This is a genomic window from Nocardia crassostreae, from assembly GCF_001613405.1.
GTDB classification, from domain to species: domain Bacteria; phylum Actinomycetota; class Actinomycetes; order Mycobacteriales; family Mycobacteriaceae; genus Nocardia; species Nocardia crassostreae.
The window spans coordinates 154,937-173,438 of record NZ_BDCH01000003.1; the positions used below are offsets into that span (position 1 = coordinate 154,937).

At 67.5% G+C, this 18,502-nt stretch carries 20 protein-coding genes, 1 tRNA gene, 1 pseudogene and 1 riboswitch; of the genes and pseudogenes, 8 read left to right on the forward strand and 14 right to left on the reverse strand.

Going from position 1 to position 18,502, the window contains the following annotated elements:
• Nucleotides 1-49 precede the first annotated feature (49 nt).
• Nucleotides 50-871 (reverse strand): crotonase/enoyl-CoA hydratase family protein, encoded by an 822-nt coding sequence (locus NC4_RS01990; RefSeq protein WP_067531536.1) that lies wholly within the window; start codon nt 869-871, stop codon nt 50-52.
• A gap of 146 nt (nt 872-1,017) precedes the next feature.
• On the opposite strand from NC4_RS01990, the gene NC4_RS01995 reads away from it, so the two are divergent.
• The 3 genes and pseudogenes from NC4_RS01995 to NC4_RS02005 all read left to right on the forward strand — a co-directional run bounded on the left by NC4_RS01995 (nt 1,018) and on the right by NC4_RS02005 (nt 2,453).
• Complete coding sequence (locus NC4_RS01995) at nt 1,018-1,338, forward strand: 2-oxo-4-hydroxy-4-carboxy-5-ureidoimidazoline decarboxylase (RefSeq protein ID WP_067531708.1); 321 nt, start codon at nt 1,018-1,020, stop codon at nt 1,336-1,338.
• Between the two features lie 39 nt (nt 1,339-1,377).
• Nucleotides 1,378-1,850 (forward strand): annotated as a pseudogene (locus NC4_RS02000) (YbaK/EbsC family protein).
• A gap of 138 nt (nt 1,851-1,988) precedes the next feature.
• The gene (locus NC4_RS02005; protein ID WP_084528364.1) at nt 1,989-2,453 is read left to right on the forward strand and encodes a flavin reductase family protein; all 465 of its coding nucleotides are present in this window, start codon (nt 1,989-1,991) and stop codon (nt 2,451-2,453) included.
• 1 nt (nt 2,454) lies between these two features.
• On the opposite strand, the gene NC4_RS02010 is transcribed toward NC4_RS02005, so the two are convergent.
• Both NC4_RS02010 and NC4_RS02015 read right to left on the reverse strand, forming a co-directional pair.
• Complete coding sequence (locus tag NC4_RS02010) at nt 2,455-3,087, reverse strand: LysE family translocator (protein WP_067531710.1); 633 nt, start codon at nt 3,085-3,087, stop codon at nt 2,455-2,457.
• Between the two features lie 40 nt (nt 3,088-3,127).
• Nucleotides 3,128-3,808 (reverse strand): biliverdin-producing heme oxygenase, encoded by a 681-nt coding sequence (locus NC4_RS02015; RefSeq protein WP_067531540.1) that lies wholly within the window; start codon nt 3,806-3,808, stop codon nt 3,128-3,130.
• A gap of 186 nt (nt 3,809-3,994) precedes the next feature.
• A riboswitch (SAM riboswitch) is annotated at nt 3,995-4,110 on the forward strand.
• Between the two features lie 47 nt (nt 4,111-4,157).
• On the opposite strand from NC4_RS02015, the gene NC4_RS02020 reads away from it, so the two are divergent.
• Nucleotides 4,158-5,471: an aminotransferase class V-fold PLP-dependent enzyme gene (locus NC4_RS02020; RefSeq protein ID WP_067531712.1), complete on the forward strand. Its 1,314-nt coding sequence runs from the start codon at nt 4,158-4,160 to the stop codon at nt 5,469-5,471.
• A 1-nt stretch (nt 5,472) separates the two neighbouring features.
• On the opposite strand, the gene NC4_RS02025 is transcribed toward NC4_RS02020, so the two are convergent.
• Genes NC4_RS02025 through NC4_RS02035 form a run of 3 tightly spaced genes read right to left on the reverse strand, consistent with a single transcriptional unit; the run spans nt 5,473 to nt 6,773 of the window.
• Nucleotides 5,473-5,661 carry a hypothetical protein gene (locus tag NC4_RS02025; protein WP_067531542.1) on the reverse strand — a complete coding sequence of 63 codons (189 nt, stop codon included), beginning with the start codon at nt 5,659-5,661 and terminating at the stop codon, nt 5,473-5,475.
• Between the two features lie 15 nt (nt 5,662-5,676).
• Nucleotides 5,677-6,126, reverse strand: coding sequence for a DUF2752 domain-containing protein (locus tag NC4_RS02030; protein WP_067531714.1), 450 nt, complete (start codon nt 6,124-6,126; stop codon nt 5,677-5,679).
• Between the two features lie 5 nt (nt 6,127-6,131).
• Entirely contained in the window at nt 6,132-6,773 is a 642-nt protein-coding gene (locus NC4_RS02035) for a TetR/AcrR family transcriptional regulator (RefSeq protein WP_067531544.1), read from the reverse strand.
• A 107-nt stretch (nt 6,774-6,880) separates the two neighbouring features.
• On the opposite strand from NC4_RS02035, the gene NC4_RS02040 reads away from it, so the two are divergent.
• Nucleotides 6,881-7,669, forward strand: a complete 789-nt coding sequence (locus NC4_RS02040) for an SDR family oxidoreductase (RefSeq protein ID WP_067531546.1) — start codon at nt 6,881-6,883, stop codon at nt 7,667-7,669.
• Nucleotides 7,670-7,694: 25 nt separating this feature from the next.
• Nucleotides 7,695-8,765 carry an NAD(P)H-dependent amine dehydrogenase family protein gene (locus NC4_RS02045; RefSeq protein WP_067531548.1) on the forward strand — a complete coding sequence of 357 codons (1,071 nt, stop codon included), beginning with the start codon at nt 7,695-7,697 and terminating at the stop codon, nt 8,763-8,765.
• Here NC4_RS02045 and NC4_RS02050 read toward each other — a convergent pair.
• Nucleotides 8,762-9,118, reverse strand: a complete 357-nt coding sequence (locus NC4_RS02050) for a MerR family transcriptional regulator (RefSeq protein WP_067531550.1) — start codon at nt 9,116-9,118, stop codon at nt 8,762-8,764. The genes NC4_RS02045 and NC4_RS02050 overlap by 4 nt on opposite strands.
• A 65-nt stretch (nt 9,119-9,183) precedes the next feature.
• Here NC4_RS02050 and NC4_RS02055 point away from each other — a divergent pair, with 65 nt between their 5' ends.
• Nucleotides 9,184-10,302, forward strand: a complete 1,119-nt coding sequence (locus tag NC4_RS02055) for an alkene reductase (RefSeq protein WP_067531552.1) — start codon at nt 9,184-9,186, stop codon at nt 10,300-10,302.
• On the opposite strand, the gene NC4_RS02060 is transcribed toward NC4_RS02055, so the two are convergent.
• The gene (locus NC4_RS02060; protein WP_218020883.1) at nt 10,288-11,661 is read right to left on the reverse strand and encodes an alpha/beta hydrolase family protein; all 1,374 of its coding nucleotides are present in this window, start codon (nt 11,659-11,661) and stop codon (nt 10,288-10,290) included. The genes NC4_RS02055 and NC4_RS02060 overlap by 15 nt on opposite strands.
• 9 nt (nt 11,662-11,670) lie before the next feature.
• Nucleotides 11,671-12,255 (reverse strand): winged helix-turn-helix domain-containing protein, encoded by a 585-nt coding sequence (locus tag NC4_RS02065; RefSeq protein WP_067531554.1) that lies wholly within the window; start codon nt 12,253-12,255, stop codon nt 11,671-11,673.
• 192 nt (nt 12,256-12,447) lie between these two features.
• On the opposite strand from NC4_RS02065, the gene NC4_RS02070 reads away from it, so the two are divergent.
• Nucleotides 12,448-12,855 (forward strand): hypothetical protein, encoded by a 408-nt coding sequence (locus NC4_RS02070; protein ID WP_067531556.1) that lies wholly within the window; start codon nt 12,448-12,450, stop codon nt 12,853-12,855.
• Between the two features lie 88 nt (nt 12,856-12,943).
• Here NC4_RS02070 and NC4_RS02075 read toward each other — a convergent pair.
• From NC4_RS02075 to NC4_RS02095, 5 genes are all read right to left on the reverse strand, one after another.
• Nucleotides 12,944-13,019: transfer RNA gene (locus NC4_RS02075), tRNA-Thr, on the reverse strand.
• Between the two features lie 78 nt (nt 13,020-13,097).
• Entirely contained in the window at nt 13,098-14,315 is a 1,218-nt protein-coding gene (locus NC4_RS02080) for a DNA polymerase III subunit delta' (protein WP_067531718.1), read from the reverse strand.
• 43 nt (nt 14,316-14,358) lie between these two features.
• Nucleotides 14,359-14,862, reverse strand: coding sequence for a DinB family protein (locus tag NC4_RS02085; protein WP_067531558.1), 504 nt, complete (start codon nt 14,860-14,862; stop codon nt 14,359-14,361).
• A gap of 106 nt (nt 14,863-14,968) precedes the next feature.
• Complete coding sequence (gene topA / locus NC4_RS02090; protein ID WP_067531561.1) at nt 14,969-17,887, reverse strand: type I DNA topoisomerase; 2,919 nt, start codon at nt 17,885-17,887, stop codon at nt 14,969-14,971.
• 237 nt (nt 17,888-18,124) lie between these two features.
• Complete coding sequence (locus NC4_RS02095; protein ID WP_019044597.1) at nt 18,125-18,331, reverse strand: cold-shock protein; 207 nt, start codon at nt 18,329-18,331, stop codon at nt 18,125-18,127.
• Nucleotides 18,332-18,502 lie beyond the last annotated feature (171 nt).

The following is an 18,502-nucleotide window of genomic DNA, read 5'->3' on the forward strand; positions in this document are numbered from 1 at the left end:
TACGCCCCGGGGGTTTCAGGGGCGAAGCCCCTGAGAGCCACGAGAGTTGCTATTTCCCCTTGAAGTCGGGCTTGCGCTTCTCGAACACCGCCTGGATGGCCTCGGTGATGTCCTCCGAGGGCAGGAACGCCGCATTCCAGGCCGAGACGTACCGCAGCCCGTCGGCGACCTTGCCCGCCTTGGGCTGATCCAGCACGTCCTTGATGCCCTGCACCACCAGCGGCGGGTTCTCGGCGATCTCGCGGGCCAGCGCGTGCGCCGCGTCCAGCACCGCCTCCTGATCGGCGTACACGTCGTTGATCAACCCGATCTTCTCCGCGCGCGCCGCGTCGATGTCCTTGCCGGTGTAGGCGAGCTCGCGCAGATGACCCTCACCGATAATCCCCGGCAACCGGTGCAGCGAACCGATATCCGCGACAATGGCGACCTTCGCCTCGCGCAGGCTGAACCGGGCGTCGGCACTGGCCAACCGGATATCGGCGGCGGCAATGAGATCCAGCCCGCCGCCGATGCACCAGCCGGAGACGGCCGCGATCACCGGTTTGCGGCAGTCCGCCACGGCGGTGACCGAGTCCTGCATCTCCCGCACGTGCCGCAGGAAGTCGGTGCGCGGCCCGGCGAGCGCGGGCCCGCCCAGCAGCGGCCCGAACATGGGGCTCATGGCGGGCAGGTCCAGGCCGTAGGAGAAATGCTTGCCCGCGCCGGTGAGCACGATGGCCCGGACCTCCGGATCGGCGTCGAGCGCACGGAAGATGAGCGGCAGCTCACGCCAGAAGTCCGGGCCCATGGCATTGCCTTTGCCGGGACCGGTCAGCGTCACCTGCGCGATGTGGTCCTTGCTTTCGACCTCGAAAGCCTTCCATTCGGTCATCGGTCCAGCGTATCGGGGGTGCGGGCGGTCCGGGCGGGCGGTGTAAATCCTGTGCTAAATAAGGTGTGCCGCACTGGTTTCCGGCTACCGCGCGGACGCACCATGAGAACCGTCCGCATAGTGCACTCCCCCGTGTGGAGGTCCCGATGTTGATGCATCACGGAATCGGCCTCGACCGCTTCAATTCCCTGCCCCGCCGGCGCGCCATCCACGCGCTCTACGAATGCTGCTGCAGCGTCACCTGGGCGGCGAAGGTCGCCGACGGCCGCCCCTACCCCGGCTACGCCGCACTCCAGACCGCCGCGGCCGCCGAACTGGACGCCCTCTCCGCCACCGATCTGGATCGCGCCTTCGATTCCTGTGCGCGCGAGATCATTTCGGAGCACACGGTCGCCGAGCTGAAACGCATTACCCGCGCGCGCCTCGCGAGCATGCTCGGCCCGGAGGAGGGCTATCCCGAATACTGATACCCCGCACATCCACCGCAATCGCTCTACCCTGGTGCCATGCGCAGGTCTCTGCCACCCGTCGCCGCCAAGGTTTCGGACACGCTCATCGCGCGCGGTCATCACGGGGTGATCATCACCCAGCGCAACCCACCCACACCGCGGCCGACGCTGCCCAGGCGTTGAACGTGTCCGTCGGCGCGATCACCAAATCCCTCGTCTTCCTGCTCGACGACGATCCGGTGCTGCTGCTCGTCTCCGGGGAGCACCAGGTGCACCTGGAGCGCACCGGGCAGCGCCTCGAAGGCAAGCTCACCCGCGCCAGCGCCGCCATGGTCCGGGAGCTGACCGGCCAGCCCATCGGCGGCGTCGCCCCGGTCGGGCATCCGGTCAACCTGCCCACCTATATCGACACCGCACTCTCCCGGCACACCGAATTGTGGGCGGCGGGCGGACATCCGAACACGCTCTTCCGCACCACTTTCGGGGAGTTGGTCCGCATTACGGCGGGCCTGGCCATCGATATGGACTGAGCAATTTCGCACAGCGGGGAATAAACCGGGCATCCGGACACGTAGGTTCGAAGCGTGAGCGATTCTCCTACGCCAGGGGCCGAGCTACAGGTGCCCGACGATCTGAGCGGTATCACCGCGCAGCAGTATCGGGCCGCCATGCGGCACTATCCGGCCGGAGTCACCATTGTCACGCTGAACTCCGCGGACGGACCGGTCGGCTTCACCGCCACCTCGTTCGCCTCGCTCTCGGCGGAACCGCCGTTCATCTCGTTCAATATCGCCGAGACCTCGTCCAGCATCGACGCCATGCTGGCCGCCGAATCACTGGTCGTGCACTTCCTGGGCGAGCATCAACAGCATCTGGCCCAGCGGTTCAGCCGGGCGGCCGAGGAGCGGTTCAGCGACCGGTCGCTGTGGACCACCCTGGAGACCGGCGAACCGGTCCTGCACGGCACCCCGATCTGGGTCCGCGCCACGGTCCATCGGCTCATTCCCATCGGTGACCACACCCTGGTGGTCGGTCTGGTCACCCGCGTCCACGACAACACCGAGGACGCGCCCTCGGCCGGACCGCTGGTGTACTACAACGGCGCCTACCACCGCACCGAGATCTCCGACTGACTCACGCCGCCGAGGACGCGGTCCCGATACCCAGCGCCGCCAGGATTCCGGCACTGAGCTGTTCGAGCCGATCCCGCACCCGCGCACTGCGCAGCAGCGTCACCGCCCGCGAGGCCGCCATGGCCAGCAGCACCATTTCGGCCGCCGCGATGGCGGATTCGATGGCCCCGAGCGCGAGCGTGTTCGCGAAGGTCACCTCGGCCAGGAACTGCGGCAGCACCGCGAGGTAGAACAAGCCAACCTTCGGGTTGAAAATGCAGGACAGCAATCCCGCAGCGAATGCCGAGCGAACGGTGACATCGGCCCGCGGAGCGTCGACCTCGAGCTCCGCCGCCCGGGCGGCCCGATTCCGGCGGTACTCCACGAAGGCGCGAATCCCCAAGTAGATGAGGTAGATTCCGCCGACCACCTTCAATACCCGGTAGGCCGTGGCCGACTGCTCGAGCAGCGCCGCCACCCCGGCGGCCACCACCACCGCCCAGACGATCCCGCCCAGCGCCAAGCCGAGGGCCGCCGCCACCGCCGGTCGTCGCCCGATGATCGAAAACCGCAGCACCAGAAATGAATCCGGCCCGGGCGTCAGCGACAGCACCAGGCACAGCCCGATAAAGCTCAGCAGCAGCGGAAGGCTCACCACTCCATGGCAGCGCACCGCCACGGCGAAGGCAAGGGAATTACGCGGCGAACTCCGCACCCAGTTCGCGGAACAGCTCGGTGTTCAGCGTGAACGCCAGCCGCACCTCGTCGAGCACCTGCTCGACCTCCGGACCGCCGACCGGCAGCTGATCGAGCTGCTCGCGGTATTCGCGTTTGAACGCAGCGGGATTCGAGATGCCGTCGAAGACGTAGAACCGCACGCCGTCGCCCTTCTTCGGCAGATCCCACAACTTCTCGGCGGTGCCGCGAATGACCTGGCCGCCGGAGAGATCGCCCAGGTAGCGGGTGTAGTGGTGGGCCACGTATCCGGCCGGGAAGCTGCGCGCGCACTCCTCGATGCGGGCGGCATAGGCGGCGGTGGACGGCAGCGCGGTCAGTTCGTCGCGCCAGTTCGCCCCGCCCAGGTGGGCCAGATCGGCTTCCAGGGACTGCAATCGGGCCAGCTCGGGCCGGATGAAGGGGCCCGCGACGGGATTGTCGGCGAGCTCGGCGGAATGCTTCTCCAGCGCGGCGTAGACGAACCACAGCTGCGCGGTGTAGCGGTAGAAGGCCTCGACTCCCAGTGCGCCGCCGAGCATGTCGCGCATGAAGGTAGAGTGTTCGGCCTCTTCGTGCTGCCGTTCGGTGGCGGTGCGGATGAGGGTCGAGAACGGCGTGCCGGTGTCGGTGGTGTCGGTGGTGTTGGCCTGCGCAGACATGGACTGACAACCTCTCGTGGATCAACTCCGGAGCGCCGAAGTATGGCTACCCTAACTTCTCCTACGACTGTACGCGTCAGCAACGATCTCGCGATTCGAACTTTGCGGTCCCGGCCATCCAACTTTCGGATGATTTTCCGGCCGGGGTTGACAAGGCTCGGCGGCATCTGCCAACCTCTCAAACCAGGTCATGAGTACCAGCGCAAAGCCCCGGCTAGCTGGTCGGCAACCCTCCTCCGCGGTGGGGTGCTCCGGGTGACGACCAGGCCGCAGCCCAAATCCGGGCGCGGCAAGCGCGGACTCTCGATCATTTTTCGATCGCGTGTCCCTGGCCCGATGGGATTTCGTGATGACTGCTTTCGCCGACCAGACCTGTGCCGCTCTCGCCACCGTCTCCGGCTGTGACCTCCAGGTGCCCCTGGTCCAGGGCGGCACCGTCCGCTACGCCAACTTCGACTACGCCGCGAGCGCTCCCGCATTGCAGCAGGTCACCGAGCGAATCGCCGATCTGCTGCCGACCTACGCCAGCGTGCACCGCGGCGCGGGCTACGCCTCGCACATCTCCACCGACTGCTACGAGGCCGCGCGCGGTTCGGTCGCCCGCTTCCTCAATGCCGCCGACGATCAGGTCGTGGTCTTCACCCGCAACACCACCGATTCGCTGAATCTGCTCGCCGCCTGCGTGCCCGGCGACACCGTGGTCCTGGATGTGGAGCACCACGCCAACTTCCTGCCGTGGACCCGCCACGGCCGCCGCGTGGTGCCCATCGCCGACACCATCGAGGAGACCATCCAGCGCATCGTCGCCGAGCTGTGCACCAAACCGGCCGCGCTGCTGGCGATTACGGGCGCCTCGAACGTCACCGGCGAACTGCTCCCGCTGGAGCGCCTGGCCTGGATCGCGCACCAGTGCGGCACCCGCATCCTGGTCGACGCCGCCCAGCTGGCCCCGCACCGCCGCATCGATCTGCGCACCACCGGCATCGACTACCTGGCCTTCTCCGGCCACAAGGCCTACGCCCCCTTCGGCGCGGGCGTGCTGGTCGGCCGCCGCGACTGGCTCGATGCCGCCGAGCCGTACCTGGCGGGCGGCGGCGCGGTGCGCTCGGTGACTGCCGACGGCGCGGACTGGGCCCTCGCCCCGCAGCGCCACGAGGCCGGATCCCCCAATGTGCTGGGCGTGGCCGCCCTGGCCAAGGCCTGCGACGTCCTCGCTGAACTGGACGAGGCCACCGTGCTCGAGCACGAGCAGTACCTCACCCACCGCCTGCGCTACGGCCTGAAAACCGTTCCGGGCGTGAACTTCCTGCGCATCTTCCGGGACAGCACCGACGCCGTCGGCATTGTCGCCTTCACCATCGACGGTTTCGAACCCGGCCGGGTCGCCGCCTACCTCTCGGCCGAGCACGGCATCGGCGTGCGCGACGGCCGCTTCTGCGCCCACCCGCTGCTGTCCCGCCTCGGCGTGGACGCGGCCTTGCGCGCCAGCATCGGCCTGGGCACCACCGCCGCCGATGTGGACCGCCTTGTCGATGCCGTCGCCACCCTGGTGGAGCACGGCCCCAACTGGGATTACGCCAATACCGAGGGCCATTGGAACCCGGTTCCGGAAACCCGCCCTTTCGCCGATACCGATTCGGGCGCGGCGCCCTGCGGGTTCTGAGTTACGGCACCAGATAGCGGGCGGCGAGTTCCTCGACGAAGGGATCGTCGTCCGCTACCGCATTCAGAATGTCCAGATCGTCGCGCACCGAAATCTGGCGCGGATCATCCTGTTCGGGATCGGTCGGCCCGTCCTCTTCCAGCTGCCGGATCAACTTCGCGCGCACTCGCTCTTTCAAAGTGTCACCCATGACCCGAGCATGCCACTACACGGGTGCGAGCCAGCTTCCCCACGGCGTGTTTCGGACGACCGTATATATAAGGAGAAACGCCAGTGTGATCCACAGGGCCTTTCTCGGCAGCACCCGAGGTAGTCGCGGAATCGTCTCCCCGCGCCAGCCGCGCACCAGCCACGCGCCCCACCACACGGCGAATCCCAGAATCAGCGGCACGATCAGGATATTGCTGTGGACGGCATCCAGAATCCGTCCGTCGGTGAGATTGTGCAGCCCGCGCAGGCCACCGCAGCCCGGGCACCAGAATCCGGTCAGCTCGTAGAACGGGCAGAACCCGTAGGACCCTTCCGAATGCGGGTCCCGGAAATGCAGCAGCGCCAATCCACCGGCCACCGCGCCGCCCGCGAGCAACGGCATACCCAGGCCGACCCAGCGGGACCGGGCGGGGGTTTCGTTCACGGGCGCTGACGTGGTGTCCACGAGCATCAACGGTAGCCGGGCGCGCGGCGCGCTGCCAGGTCACCGACCGGCGCCAGCAGTACGCCCGCGAGCATATCGATGATCTCCATGCGCGCTCGCATATCCGACGCCTCGACCCGGCCGTCCTCCACCGCGCGTTCATGATCGGCGAGCAGGGCGAAAAGCACTGTGGGCAGCGTGCGCAACCGCCGGACCCGCAGGCCCGGCCGCAGTTCGGTGAGCTCGTCCCCGAGCCGCTGCATGATGACCCGGACCGAGGTGCGCGCCGCGCTGGCCAGATTGGCCGCGTCCGTCACCGCGGGATGGGTGTGGATCTGCTCCAGGAATCGCGCGTAGTGATTGATGCCGTATCGCTCGTGCAGCTCGAACATCGGCAGCACCAGAGCCTCCAGCAGCCCGTGCACCGTGGCCGCCGAACCCGTCTGTTCCGCAAGCAATTCCAGCCGCCGCACCTCCAGGGTGGCCAGCCGGTGCGCCACCACGGCTTCGATCAATCCATCCCGCGAACCGAAGTGGTATTGGATCGCCGAATTGTTCCGCTGCCCGGCCGCCGCCGCGATATCCCGCAGGGGTACGGCCTGCCCCCGTTCGGCGATCAGCCGTTCGGCGGCTTCGATGATCCGCTCGCGCGCTTCGGTGACTGCCATGCGTGCAGACTAACCTGCTCGACGGCCGATAAAGAACTCCTTCTTGACAGTTAAGAACTAATTCTTAAAGCTACGTGTGACCCCCGCCATACCGGAAGGACCGCACGATGATCCTGGACAAATTCCGCCTGGACGGCCGCGTGGCCGTCATCACCGGCGGTGGCCGCGGCATCGGCGCGGCCACCGCACTGGCCCTCGCCGAGGCGGGCGCCGATATCGCCATCGCCGCCCGCACCGGATCCGAACTCGACGAGGTGGCCGGTAAGGTTCGCGCACTGGGCCGCCGCGCCTTCACCTTTCCCGGCAATCTCGCGCACACCGAGACCCTCGAGGCCTTCGCCGCCACCGCGGCAGCGGATCTGGGCCGCATCGATATCGTCGTCAACAATGTGGGCGGCACCATGCCCAATACCTTCCTGACCACCACGAGCGAAGAACTCGACCAGGCCTTCCACTTCAATGTCACCACCGCGCACGCCCTGACCCGCGCGGCCACCCCGCACCTGCTGGCCCAGGGCGGCGGTGCGGTCGTCAACATCACCTCGACCCTCGGCCGGGTGCCCGGACGCGGCTACCTCGCCTACGGCACGGCCAAGGCGGCGCTGGCGCACTGGACCCGCATGGCCGCCACCGATCTGTCCCCGCGCATCCGGGTCAATGCCATCGCCGTCGGCTCGACCCTCACCTCGGCGCTGGATGTCGTTGCCCAGCAACCGGAATTGAAGAAGCAGATGGAGGATGCGACGCCCCTGCGGCGATTGGGCGAGCCGTGGGAGATCGCCGCCGCCATCGTCTACCTCTGCTCCCCCGCCGGGGGCTATCTCACCGGCAAGGTCCTCGAAGTGGACGGCGGACTCATCAGCCCCAACCTGGACCTGCCGATTCCCGATCTGTGATCCCTTGCCCGCCAGGAGTTCTGCCATGAAATACCGCGTAGTCCAGTGGAGCACCGGCAATGTCGGCCGCCGCACCCTGCGTTCCATCCTCGCCCGCCCCGAACTCGAACTGGTCGGCGTCTGGGTCTCCAGCGAGGCCAAAGCCGGGAAGGACGCCGGGGAACTGGCCGGTCTCGACCGCGAAACGGGAGTCCTCGCCACCACGGACGCCCAGGCCCTGATCGATCTGAAGCCGGACTGCATAGTCCACACCGCCATGGCCGATGATCGCCTGCAGGAATCGGTGGAGGACCTGAAATCCTTCCTGCGGGCGGGCATGAATGTGGTGTCCAGCAGTCCCGTCTTCCTGCAATTCCCCTACGGCACACTGCCCGACGAGGCCATCAGCCCGATCGTCGACGCCGCCACCGAGGGCGGAGTGTCGCTGTGGGTCAACGGGATCGATCCCGGCTGGGCCAACGACTGGCTGCCGCTGCTGCTGTCCAGCGGTTCCGAACGCATCGACGCCATCGTCTGCTCGGAGATCATGGACTACTCCACCTACGACAATCCCAAGGTGCTGTTCGACATCATGGGCTTCGGCCGCACGCTGGACGACGAGCTGCCGCTACTGCTGCAACCCGGCGTCCTCACCCTCGCCTGGGGCAGTGTGATCCGCCAGCTCGCCGCCGCCCTCGATGTCGAACTCGATTCCGTCACACAGTATTTCGAACGGCTTCCGGCGACCGAGGAACTGCGTGTCGGCGCGCACACCATTGCGCCCGGCACCGCGGCCGCACTGCGGTTCCAGATTCACGGCCTGCGCAACGGCCGCGATGTGCTGACCCTGGAACATGTCACGCGCCTGCACCCCGAGCTGGCTCCGGACTGGCCGCAACCGGCCGGAAAGGGTTGCTACCGTGTGGAAATCAAGGGCGAGCCGGATTATCGGCTCGATCTGCAGCTCTACAGCGACGGCGACCACGCCGAAGCCGGGGTGGTCGGTACCGTCGCCCGCCTGGTGAGCGCCGTTCCCGCGGTGGTCCAGGCGCGGCCCGGTCTGCTCACCGCGACCGATCTCCCGCTCACCACCGGCCGCGGGCTGGTCGCGCCCTAGACGGCGGCGCGGCCGATCACATCGTCGAGCACATCGCGGGAGCGCAGCAGATCGCGGATCTTGCGATCGATGCGCTCCCGTTCGCCCTTCAGCTCGCCGACCAGTTCCGGCGTGGCGAATTCATTGGCGCGGCCGTCGGCATCGCGCATGCACGGCAGGATCTGCGCGATCTTCTTGCTGGGCAGGCCCGCCGCATACAGCTCCTGAATGTGGATGACCCGATCCACCGCCAGCTCCGGATAGTCGCGATGACCGCCGGAGGTGCGGGTGGACACCAGCAGCCCCTGCTCCTCGTAGTAGCGCAGCGACCGTTCGCTGACTCCGGTGCGCGCCGCCAGCTCCCCGATTCGCATACGCCACCTGGCCTTTCGTCTCTGGGCTTGATTCTCACATCAATGTCAGATTTTACCGTACCCGCATGACGAACACCGCAGTGCGCACCAGCCTCTTCGACACCACCGCCCTCGGCGCCCTCGACCTGCCGAACCGTCTGGTCATGGCGCCCATGTCCCGCAATCGCGCCGCCGCCGACGGCACCCCGACCGAGCTCATGGCCGCCTACTACGCACAGCGCGCGGGGGCCGGGCTCATCGTCGCCGAGGCCGCCACCCCGAACCTGGTCGGTAAGACCTTCGCCGGGATTCGGGCCATTCACACCAATGCCCATATCGCGGGCTGGCGGCGGGTCACCGATGCCGTGCACGCCGAGGGCGGGCGGATGTTCCTGCAAATCCAGCACGGCGGGCGCATCGGGCATCCGGACAACACCGGGCTGACCCCCATCGCGCCCTCGCCGATCCCGCTGCCCGACACCATCCACACCGCCGCCGGATCCCGGCCCGCTCCGGTCCCGCTGGAAATGACCCTCGACGATATCCACGCCACCATCGCCGATTTTGCCGCCGCGGCCCGCAATGCCGTCGCCGCCGGGTTCGACGGGGTGGAGGTGCACAGCGCCAATGGCTTCCTGCTGCACCAGTTCCTGTCCGACAACACCAATCGGCGCACCGACTCCTACGGGGGCTCGATTCGCAATCGGATCCGGTTCACCGTCGAGGTGGTCGAGGCCGTCGCCGCCGCCATCGGTCCCGAGCGCGTCGGCGTGCGCATCGCCCCCGGCGTCACGGCCAATGCCATTGCCGAGAGCGATACCGCCGAGCTCTACCCCGCGCTGATCGACGCCCTGGACGGCAAGGGACTGGCCTACCTGCACGTGGTGTTCGCCGATCCGGATTCGCCGGTCTTCCAGGATATTCGGCGGAACTGGCGCGGCGCCCTCATCGCCTATCCCTACCTGGGCTGGGGTGAGCCGCTGCCCGCCGACGGGGGTCGGCAGCAGGCCGAACGGCTGCTCGCGGCGGGCGCCGACCTCATCTCCCTGGGCCGCCCGTTCCTGGCCAATCCGGATCTGGTCGAACGCCTGCGGCGGGAGGCGCCGATCAACCCGTTCCGCGACGCCTACTTCTACGGCGGCGATGCCACCGGCTACACCGACTACCCGGTGCTCGCCGATGCCGTCGCCTCAGGGCAGCAGTAGACCCCAGTAGAGCGCCCAGAGGGTGAAAGCCGTTCCGCCGCAGACCAGGAGCGTCCATCTGGTGCGAGCGCCCGCGCTCGCACCGGACAGCGCGTCCCGCCCACGCACGAGAACGACACCGAGGGCGACCACCGCGCCCACCGCGATCAGCTGCAAGGCCAGCCACGGCAGGGTGCGGCCGAAGATCAACGGGCCGAACGAGGTCGTGCGCGACAGCATCAAGAAGCTCAGTTGGACGATCACTCCGATGGTGGCGATCGAGGCCGCGGCCACCAGAATTCGCCCGGGACGGGCCTTCGGCAACCGCCAGGAGCGGATCAGACCGGTCAGCGCGTAACCGCCGAAGGCGAATACGATGCCGCCCAGCAGGACCAGTTGTACGGCGGTGGACTCCCACCAGGCCAGCGGCGTCAATGGCTCAGCCGAATGCCCTTGTGCGGCAGGTTGATCCGCCTGCCGAGCGGCAGAGCCCGGGAGCCCTTTCACCCAATCGGCCATGACCTGGATGTATCCGGGAGCGAACTCCGGAAGCTTGTCGAATCCATCCGTTGTGGCGAACCCGCCGTGCTGGGCATTCGGCAAGGTGCGCAGCGTGTAGTTCGTCTTACCCACCCGATCGAACGCCGCCTGGAAGCCCCGCAGACTGTCCCCCGGCGGGGTGAGCCGATCCAGTTCACCCCAGATGGCCAGCACCGGCTGCGGAATCCGCTCCAGCACCGGCACCGCGTCGTACTCCGCCTGCGCGAACTGCCCCGCTCCGACCAATTGCCGGATCGCATTGCGCGCCAGCGCATCGACCATCGACCCGTGCACTCCGCCCGCCGCGAGCCGGGTCTCGTTCGCCCAGTTCTGTTGCGTGGCCGGTGCCAGCGAGTTGGCGCCGATGGTAATGAGGAACGCAGCGTCACTGGAACGCGAAACCTCCAGCGGGGCAACCCATCCGCCCTCCGACAACCCCCACACGCCGACCCGCGCCGGATCGACCTCCGGCCGATTCCGCAGCGCCGCGAGCCCCGCCAGCGCATCATCGGCGAGCAGTGGGTAGTCCCGATGCGCGGGCGTGTAATCCTCGGTGCGCTTGTCGTACCGCAGCGCCACGATGCCGGACCGGGCGAGCGCATCGGCCACATCGGCGTACTGCCGACCGCGCCCATCACCCGATCCGTGCACGAGCACCACTCCCGGCAGCCCCGTGGCCCCCGCGGGCGCGTGCACGGTCCCGGCGGTCGTCGTCCCATCCAACCGGGTGAAGGTGATGTCGCTGGCGACGATCTCGTTCGCCCGCGCCACCGGGGCGCCCAGTACGGCGGCGGCAATCATGGTGACCAACAGGATGATTCGTTGCGCGATCGGCAACATGGCGGATCCTTACTCGCTGTAATTCATTCCGGGCGCCGGAAACGCGACGAACCGTGTCAGCACCCGGCGCGCCCCCGGCCGCCCCTCGGCGTGCGTGGCCTGAAACCGCTTGAGCAGCGCGAGATAGTCCTCGAAGAACCCCTCCAGCTCCTCCCGCGTCGCATATATCGCCCCCCGCGAAAACGGCAACATATCGGCCCACTCCCCCAACTCGGGCCGTTCGGCCTGAAACCGCTGAAAACTATCGACATCGTCCGCGATGTGCATCGCGAACAGCCCCTCCATCACCTCCCGCAACTCCGGCGATGGATTCCGATCCATCCGAAACCGCAGATCCTGCGGCCGCGACCGCCACCTCCGCTCCTTCCCCTTGGCCAGCTCGGTCGCCTCCTCGATGAACCCGAACTCCGCCAACTGCCGCAGGTGATAACTCGTAGCCCCACTGTTCTCCCCCAACACCGCCCCCAACCCCGTAGCCGTAGCGGGCCCTCGCTCCGCCAACGTCCGCAGAATCCGCTGCCGCAACGGATGCGCCAACGCCCGCAACGCAGCCGGATCCGTGATCTCCCTGGGCGCCGGAACCTCATCAGCCATACATCCAAACTACCCTTTGCAAAGCAACCTATGCAAAGACTTCTTTGCACCCCTCCGAAGCGACCGCCCCCGCTGTCAGCGGCCGTGTCAGCACCGTGGCAGCCCGCTGTCAGGACGCCGGGCGAAAGTTACGTCATCAAGTCCCCGACCGGCGAGAACGCCAACCGGAAACCAACTTCGAAGGAGCCCCCCATGAACGCCACCATCACCCTCACCGACCAGGACAAGTCCACCCTCCGCACCGCCGCCTACGGCGCCATCGCCCTCATCTCCGCCACCGGCGCCCCCCACAAGGCCTCCTCCGAAGGCAGCATCGCCCTCACCACCGCCACCGGCCTCACCGGCCACATCCTCGCCACCGCGAAGGCCCGCGAAATCACCCTGAAAGGCAAGACCGTGGCCGACCTCGCCGACCAGGTCTTCCCCGCCCTCACCGCCGCCATGACCCTCCTCCAGGCCCAAAACCCCGACGAGGCCGAAAACTTCCGCACCACCGTCCTGGTAGCCGTCGAAGCCGCCACCCGCACCGTCAAGAACGGCCCCGGCCCCGCCCTAGTCGCCATGACCAGCAAGATCACTGGAGCCCTCTACTCCGCCTGACAACCACCCGATCCCGTTGACCCACAACCGGATTCACCCCACAAAAAACAGCAGGTGGAGAGCGAAATCGCTCTCCACCTGCTGCTGTTGGAGCCGCCTGGGGGAATCGAACCCCCGACCTTTTCATTACGAGTGAAGAACTCTACCGACTGAGCTAAGGCGGCGTGCCTTTCGGCGGTCGCAGTCTATCGTCTTGCTGCCCGGATCGCGAAAACGCGTGGTCGGGGTCACGAGGGGGTGGGTCAGGCGGAGCGGGCGGACATGAGGGTGGCGACCATGGCGGCTACGGCGAAGCGGGGTTTTACGTTGGTTTCGAGGGCTTCGCGGCAGTCCAGGACGGCTTGGATGGAACGGAGGAGGCCCTCGGGGCGGAGGTCGGTGGCGAGTTCGCGGATCTGGTCGGACATATCGGGGTGGGTGAGGGTGACGCCGGAGCGGGAATCGGGGGTGGCGGCGCCGAAGCGGGCGGCCAAGGCGTCGCGGTAGAGGCCCGCCACGTCGATGAGGGCTCGGTCCAAGGCATCTCGGCCGGTGCGGGTGGCGCGGGATTTCTGGCGCTTTTCCAATTCCTTCAGCGCGCCCGCGGAGCCGCGGGTCGCGGAGGCGGCGCCCTTGCCAGTGCCGCCCGCGCCCAGGGCGGTCGCGAGTTCGTCGCGTTCCTTCTCGTCGCGTTCGGCGCTGACCTGCTTGGCCTCGTCGTCGGCGGACTTCACCAGTTCGTCGGCGGCGGCGTAGGCCGCGGCGGGGCGGGCGGTGGCGGCAACCAGGGCCAAGGCCCGCTTGCGGCGGGCGCGGGCGGAATCATCGGTGGCCAGTCGCCGGGCGCGGCCGACATGACCGCCACTGACGGAAGCGGCCCAGGCGGCGGTGTCGGCGTCCAGGCGATCGCGTTCGCGCAGCACGCGGGCAATGGAATCGACCGACGGGGTCGCCAAATGCACATGGCGGCAACGGGATCGCAGGGTGATCGAGATGTCCTCCGGATCGACCGACGGCGCGCAGAGCAGGAAGACGGTGCGGGCGGGCGGTTCCTCGACCACCTTGAGCAGAACATTGCCCGCGGCCTCGGTGAGGCGATCGGCATCCTCGACCACCACGACCTGCCAGCGACCGGTGCTCGGGCGGCGCGAGGCGACCTGGACGATCTCGCGCATCTCCTTGGTGCCGATGCTCAGGCCCTCCGGCACCACGCGGCGCACATCGCCGTGGGTACCGGCCATGGTGGTGGTGCAGGCATGACAATGCCCGCAGCCCGGTCGCTCCGGATCGGTGCACTGCAGCGCCGCCGCGAAACACAGCGCAGCGACCGAACGCCCCGATCCGGGCGGTCCGGTGAAGAGCCAGGAATGAGTCATGGCCGAAGACGCCGCCCCGGCGCCGCCGCGCGCGGCCACCGCGGCAGCGGTCAGTTCGGACTCGACCGCATCCTGGCCGACCAGCCGATCGAAGACACCCGCCACGTCGTACACCCTAGCGGCAGGCGCCGACAGCGAATGCAACAGCTCAGGCGCGCTGATAGGTGGTGTTCGCGCCGTCCAGGGCTTCGCGAATGATGTCGGCGTGCCCGGAGTGGTGCGAGATCTCCCGCAGAATGTGCAGGATGATGTGCCGCGCCGTCTGCCAGGTCAGCTCCGGCTGCCACGGTGCGGTCGGAATCGGAATGGACGCGTCCAGGCTGTCCAGCTCACGAATGAGCGTCGCCGTCTGCTCGCTCACCGCATCCCACTCGGCCAGCAGGCCCTCGAGGGTCTCGTCCGGCCCCATCCGATACTGCGAATCCATCTCCGACAGATCGAATTCCGCCTTCTCGTCCCGTTCGGTGACGACGGTCGTCCAATGCCGTTCGGTCGAGACGAGGTGGTACAGCAGCCCGCCGAGCGTCAGTTCACTGACCGTGGTGCGCTGCCGCGCATCGGCGTCGTCGAGCCCGCGCAGCGTGATCCTGAAGATGTCACGCTGCTCGGCGAGTATGGCGATCAGGTCCTGACGATCCTGGGCGACGGCCATCGAATGTCCTTCCGCTGGTGCGTTTTACAGGCACCAGGCTACGGCAGGGCACCGACAGAAACCGCCCGTGTAATGCGAAAACCCCCGCCGCGGCGGGGGTCTCCGATCAGGACTGCGAGGCGGCCGCCTTCTTGGCCGCGGCCTTCTTGGTGGTGACACCGTCGGCCGTCTTCGCCGCCGCTTTCTTGGCCGCCGCCTTCTTGACCACCTTGGTGGCGGTCTTGGCCGCAGCCTTCTTGGCGGCGGTCTTCTTCGCCGGGGCCTTCTTCGCCGCGGTCTTCTTGGCCGCCTTCTTCACCGGCCCGCGCGCCCGCCGATCCGCCAGCAGCTCCGAGGCGCGCTCATCGGTAATGGACTCCACCTCATCGCCCTTGCGGAGGCTGGCATTGGTCTCACCATCGGTGACATACGGCCCGAAGCGGCCGTCCTTGATCACCATCGGCTTCTCCGACACCGGGTCCACGCCCAGTTCGCGCAGCGGCGGCGCACTGGCCGCCTGCCCGCCGCGCCGCTTGGGCTCGGCGTAGATCTTGAGCGCCTCCTCCAGCGTGACGGTGAAGATCTGATCCTCACTCGTCAGCGACCGCGAATCGGTGCCCTTCTTCAGATACGGCCCGTACCGGCCGTTCTGCGCGGTGATCTCGGCATTGGACTCCGGATCCATACCCACCACACGCGGCAACGACAGCAGCTTCAGCGCATCCTCGAGCGTAATGCTGTCCAGGCTCATGGATTTGAACAGCGATCCGGTGCGCGGCTTGGGCGCATACGCCTTCTTGGCGCCCTTCTTGGCCGTCTCCTCCTCGGGCGGCGCGGGCAGCACCTCGGTCACGTACGGACCGAAACGCCCTTCCTTGGCCACGATCTCATTGCCGCTCTCCGGATCCACACCCAGCGAGCGACCCTCCTGCGGCGTCGCGAACAGCTTCTCCGCGACCTCCGGGGTCAGCTCGTCCGGCGGCAGATCATCGGGCAGATTGGCGCGCTGCGAGATCGGATCCCCGTCCGGGTCATCGGGATTGACGACCATGCGCTCCAGATACGGCCCGAACTTGCCGACCCGCACCACCACATCGCGACCCTCGTCGTCGCTGAAGAGCTTGATGGAGTTGACTTCTCGCGCATCGATACCGCCGAGCCGTTCGCCCACCATCTTTTTCAGGCCGCCCGACCGCGCGACCGAACCCTCGGCCCCGTGATCGCCGCCGAAATAGAAGGAGGACAACCAGTTTCCGCGCTGCTCGCGCCCACCGGCAATGGCGTCCAGATCGTCTTCCATGGCAGCGGTGAAATCGAAGTCCACCAGCCGCCCGAAGTGCGCCTCCAGCAGCCCGACCACCGCGAACGCCACCCAGGACGGCACCAGCGCGCTACCGCGCTTGTACACGTATCCGCGATCCAGAATCGTCTTGATGATCGAGGAGTAGGTGGACGGACGCCCGATGCCGAGCTCTTCCAGCGTCTTGATCAGCGAGGCTTCGGTGAAGCGCGCGGGCGGATTGGTGGTGTGCCCATCCGGCAGCAGCTCGACCGCGGTGACGCCCTGCCCCTCCGACAGCGCGGGCAGCCTCGATTCGGCATCGTCGGACTGGCCGCCCGCCTCCTCGTCGACACTCTCGACATAGGCCTTGAGGAAGCCCGCGAAGGTAATGGTCCGGCCCGAGGCCGAGAACACGCACTCCTCACCGGTATTCGCCACACCGGTGATCCGCACCGTCATGGTGGTGCCGCGCGCATCGGCCATCTGCGAGGCCACCGTGCGCTGCCAGATCAGCTCGTACAAACGGAATTCGTCATTGTCGACCCGCGAATGCAGCTGCCCCGGCGTGACGAAGGTGTCACCGGCGGGACGAATGGCCTCGTGCGCCTCCTGCGCATTCTTGACCTTGCGGGTGTACTGCCGCGGCGTCGGGCTCACGTACTCCGCACCGTAGAGCTGCGTCGCCTGCGACCGCGCCGCCGCGATGGCCGAGTCCGACAATGTGGTCGAGTCGGTACGCATATAGGTGATGTAGCCGTTTTCGTACAGCCGCTGCGCCACCCGCATGGTCCGCTCGGAGGTGAACCGCAGTTTCCGCGCGGCCTCCTGCTGCAGGGTCGAGGTCATGAACGGCGCATACGGTTTCCGCGTATACGGCTTGGACTCCACCGAGGTGACCGACAGATCCACCCCGTGCAGCGATTCCGCCAGTCGCCGGGCATACCCGCCGTCCAGCACCGTCACACCCGAGGTCTTCAACTGCCCATCGGAGCCGAAATCCCGTCCCTGCGCCACCCGCGACCCGTCGACGGACACCAGCCGCGCGCCGAAGACCCGCGGATTCCCCTCGCCCTGATCACCGGCGTCCAGCTTGGCCGCGATATCCCAGTACTCCGCGGACCGGAACGCCATGCGCTCCCGCTCGCGCTGCACGATGACGCGCGTCGCCACCGACTGCACCCGGCCCGCCGACAAGCGCGGCATGACCTTCTTCCACAGCACCGGCGACACTTCGTAGCCGTAGAGCCGGTCCAGAATGCGGCGCGTCTCCTGCGCGTCGACCAGATCCTTGTCCAGTTCGCGCGTGTCGGCGGCCGCGGCCCGAATGGCCGATTCGGTGATCTCGTGGAACACCATGCGCCGGACCGACACCTTCGGCTTCAGCGTTTCCAGCAGATGCCACGCGATGGCCTCGCCCTCGCGGTCGGGGTCGGTGGCGAGATAGAGCTCGTCGGCATCGGCCAGCAGGCTCTTCAGCTCGCTGACCTTGGCCTTCTTATCCGGGCTGACGACGTAGATGGCCTCGAAGTCATTGTCGACATCGACGCCGAGCCGCGCCCACTGCTGTCCCTTGTATTTGGCCGGTACATCCGCCGCGCCGCGCGGCAGGTCCCGGATATGCCCGACAGAGGCCTCGACGACATAACCGCGCCCCAGGTAGGGGGCGATTTTCTTGGCCTTGGTCGGCGACTCGACGATGACGAGACGACGCAGGGAGCGGCCCTGGGCAGGCCCGGTCGATGCACCGCGGTCTCGTGTTGCCACCGGCGAACACACCTTTCCTGTCGATCCGCGCGGCGCTGGTGTGCGCGCGATACGCGGCTGGGGCAAGCGGCTGCGACTAGATATCGCTGCCAGGAACATTTATACCGTCTGTATTGGCTGCACTCGTGTTGCAGCGACGATATGGCCCCGGGTCGTGATCGAGTGTAATGGGTCCAGATATGGGTCGTCCCCCACCGCCGGAGGCGATGGGGGACGGAACCCTGTGGGTAGGCCCGCTCAGCTGAGCGCGCGAACACCGGTGGCCTGCGGGCCCTTGGTGCCCTGGCCGACCTCGAACTCGACCTTCTGGTTCTCCTCGAGGGTGCGGAAGCCCGTCCCCTGGATCTCGGAGTAGTGGACGAAGACGTCAGCGGAGCCGTCCTCGGGCGCGATGAAGCCGAACCCCTTCTCCGCGTTGAACCACTTCACAGTTCCCTGTGCCATTCTGTTCCTTCTCTTTCCATACCGGAACGGCGGACAAGTAGGTTCGTCCGCCGGGTCCGTTCCGAGCGCTGTACTCTGTTCCCCCTGCAGGAAAGCCTCTAGTACACCGTTCGCAACATCGATCCTGCTGATGGTTTGGACTTTGGATCCGTTCCCTCGAACACAGAAGCT

Excerpts from the sequence above, each read along its gene's own strand:
- NC4_RS01995 (WP_067531708.1), top strand. The coding sequence starts at position 1,018 with ATGTTGATGCATCACGGAATCGGCCTCGACCGCTTCAATTCCCTGCCC.
- NC4_RS02060 (WP_218020883.1), bottom strand. The coding sequence starts at position 11,661 with ATGTTGCCGATCGCGCAACGAATCATCCTGTTGGTCACCATGATTGCC.
- NC4_RS02035 (WP_067531544.1), bottom strand. The coding sequence starts at position 6,773 with ATGGCAGTCACCGAAGCGCGCGAGCGGATCATCGAAGCCGCCGAACGG.
- NC4_RS01990 (WP_067531536.1), bottom strand. The coding sequence starts at position 871 with ATGACCGAATGGAAGGCTTTCGAGGTCGAAAGCAAGGACCACATCGCG.
- NC4_RS02055 (WP_067531552.1), top strand. The coding sequence starts at position 9,184 with ATGACGAACACCGCAGTGCGCACCAGCCTCTTCGACACCACCGCCCTC.
- NC4_RS02015 (WP_067531540.1), bottom strand. The coding sequence starts at position 3,808 with ATGTCTGCGCAGGCCAACACCACCGACACCACCGACACCGGCACGCCG.
- NC4_RS02095 (WP_019044597.1), bottom strand. The coding sequence starts at position 18,331 with ATGGCACAGGGAACTGTGAAGTGGTTCAACGCGGAGAAGGGGTTCGGC.
- NC4_RS02040 (WP_067531546.1), top strand. The coding sequence starts at position 6,881 with ATGATCCTGGACAAATTCCGCCTGGACGGCCGCGTGGCCGTCATCACC.
- NC4_RS02020 (WP_067531712.1), top strand. The coding sequence starts at position 4,158 with ATGACTGCTTTCGCCGACCAGACCTGTGCCGCTCTCGCCACCGTCTCC.
- NC4_RS02070 (WP_067531556.1), top strand. The coding sequence starts at position 12,448 with ATGAACGCCACCATCACCCTCACCGACCAGGACAAGTCCACCCTCCGC.
- NC4_RS02085 (WP_067531558.1), bottom strand. The coding sequence starts at position 14,862 with ATGGCCGTCGCCCAGGATCGTCAGGACCTGATCGCCATACTCGCCGAG.
- NC4_RS02045 (WP_067531548.1), top strand. The coding sequence starts at position 7,695 with ATGAAATACCGCGTAGTCCAGTGGAGCACCGGCAATGTCGGCCGCCGC.
- NC4_RS02025 (WP_067531542.1), bottom strand. The coding sequence starts at position 5,661 with ATGGGTGACACTTTGAAAGAGCGAGTGCGCGCGAAGTTGATCCGGCAG.
- NC4_RS02050 (WP_067531550.1), bottom strand. The coding sequence starts at position 9,118 with ATGCGAATCGGGGAGCTGGCGGCGCGCACCGGAGTCAGCGAACGGTCG.
- NC4_RS02065 (WP_067531554.1), bottom strand. The coding sequence starts at position 12,255 with ATGGCTGATGAGGTTCCGGCGCCCAGGGAGATCACGGATCCGGCTGCG.
- NC4_RS02005 (WP_084528364.1), top strand. The coding sequence starts at position 1,989 with ATGCGGCACTATCCGGCCGGAGTCACCATTGTCACGCTGAACTCCGCG.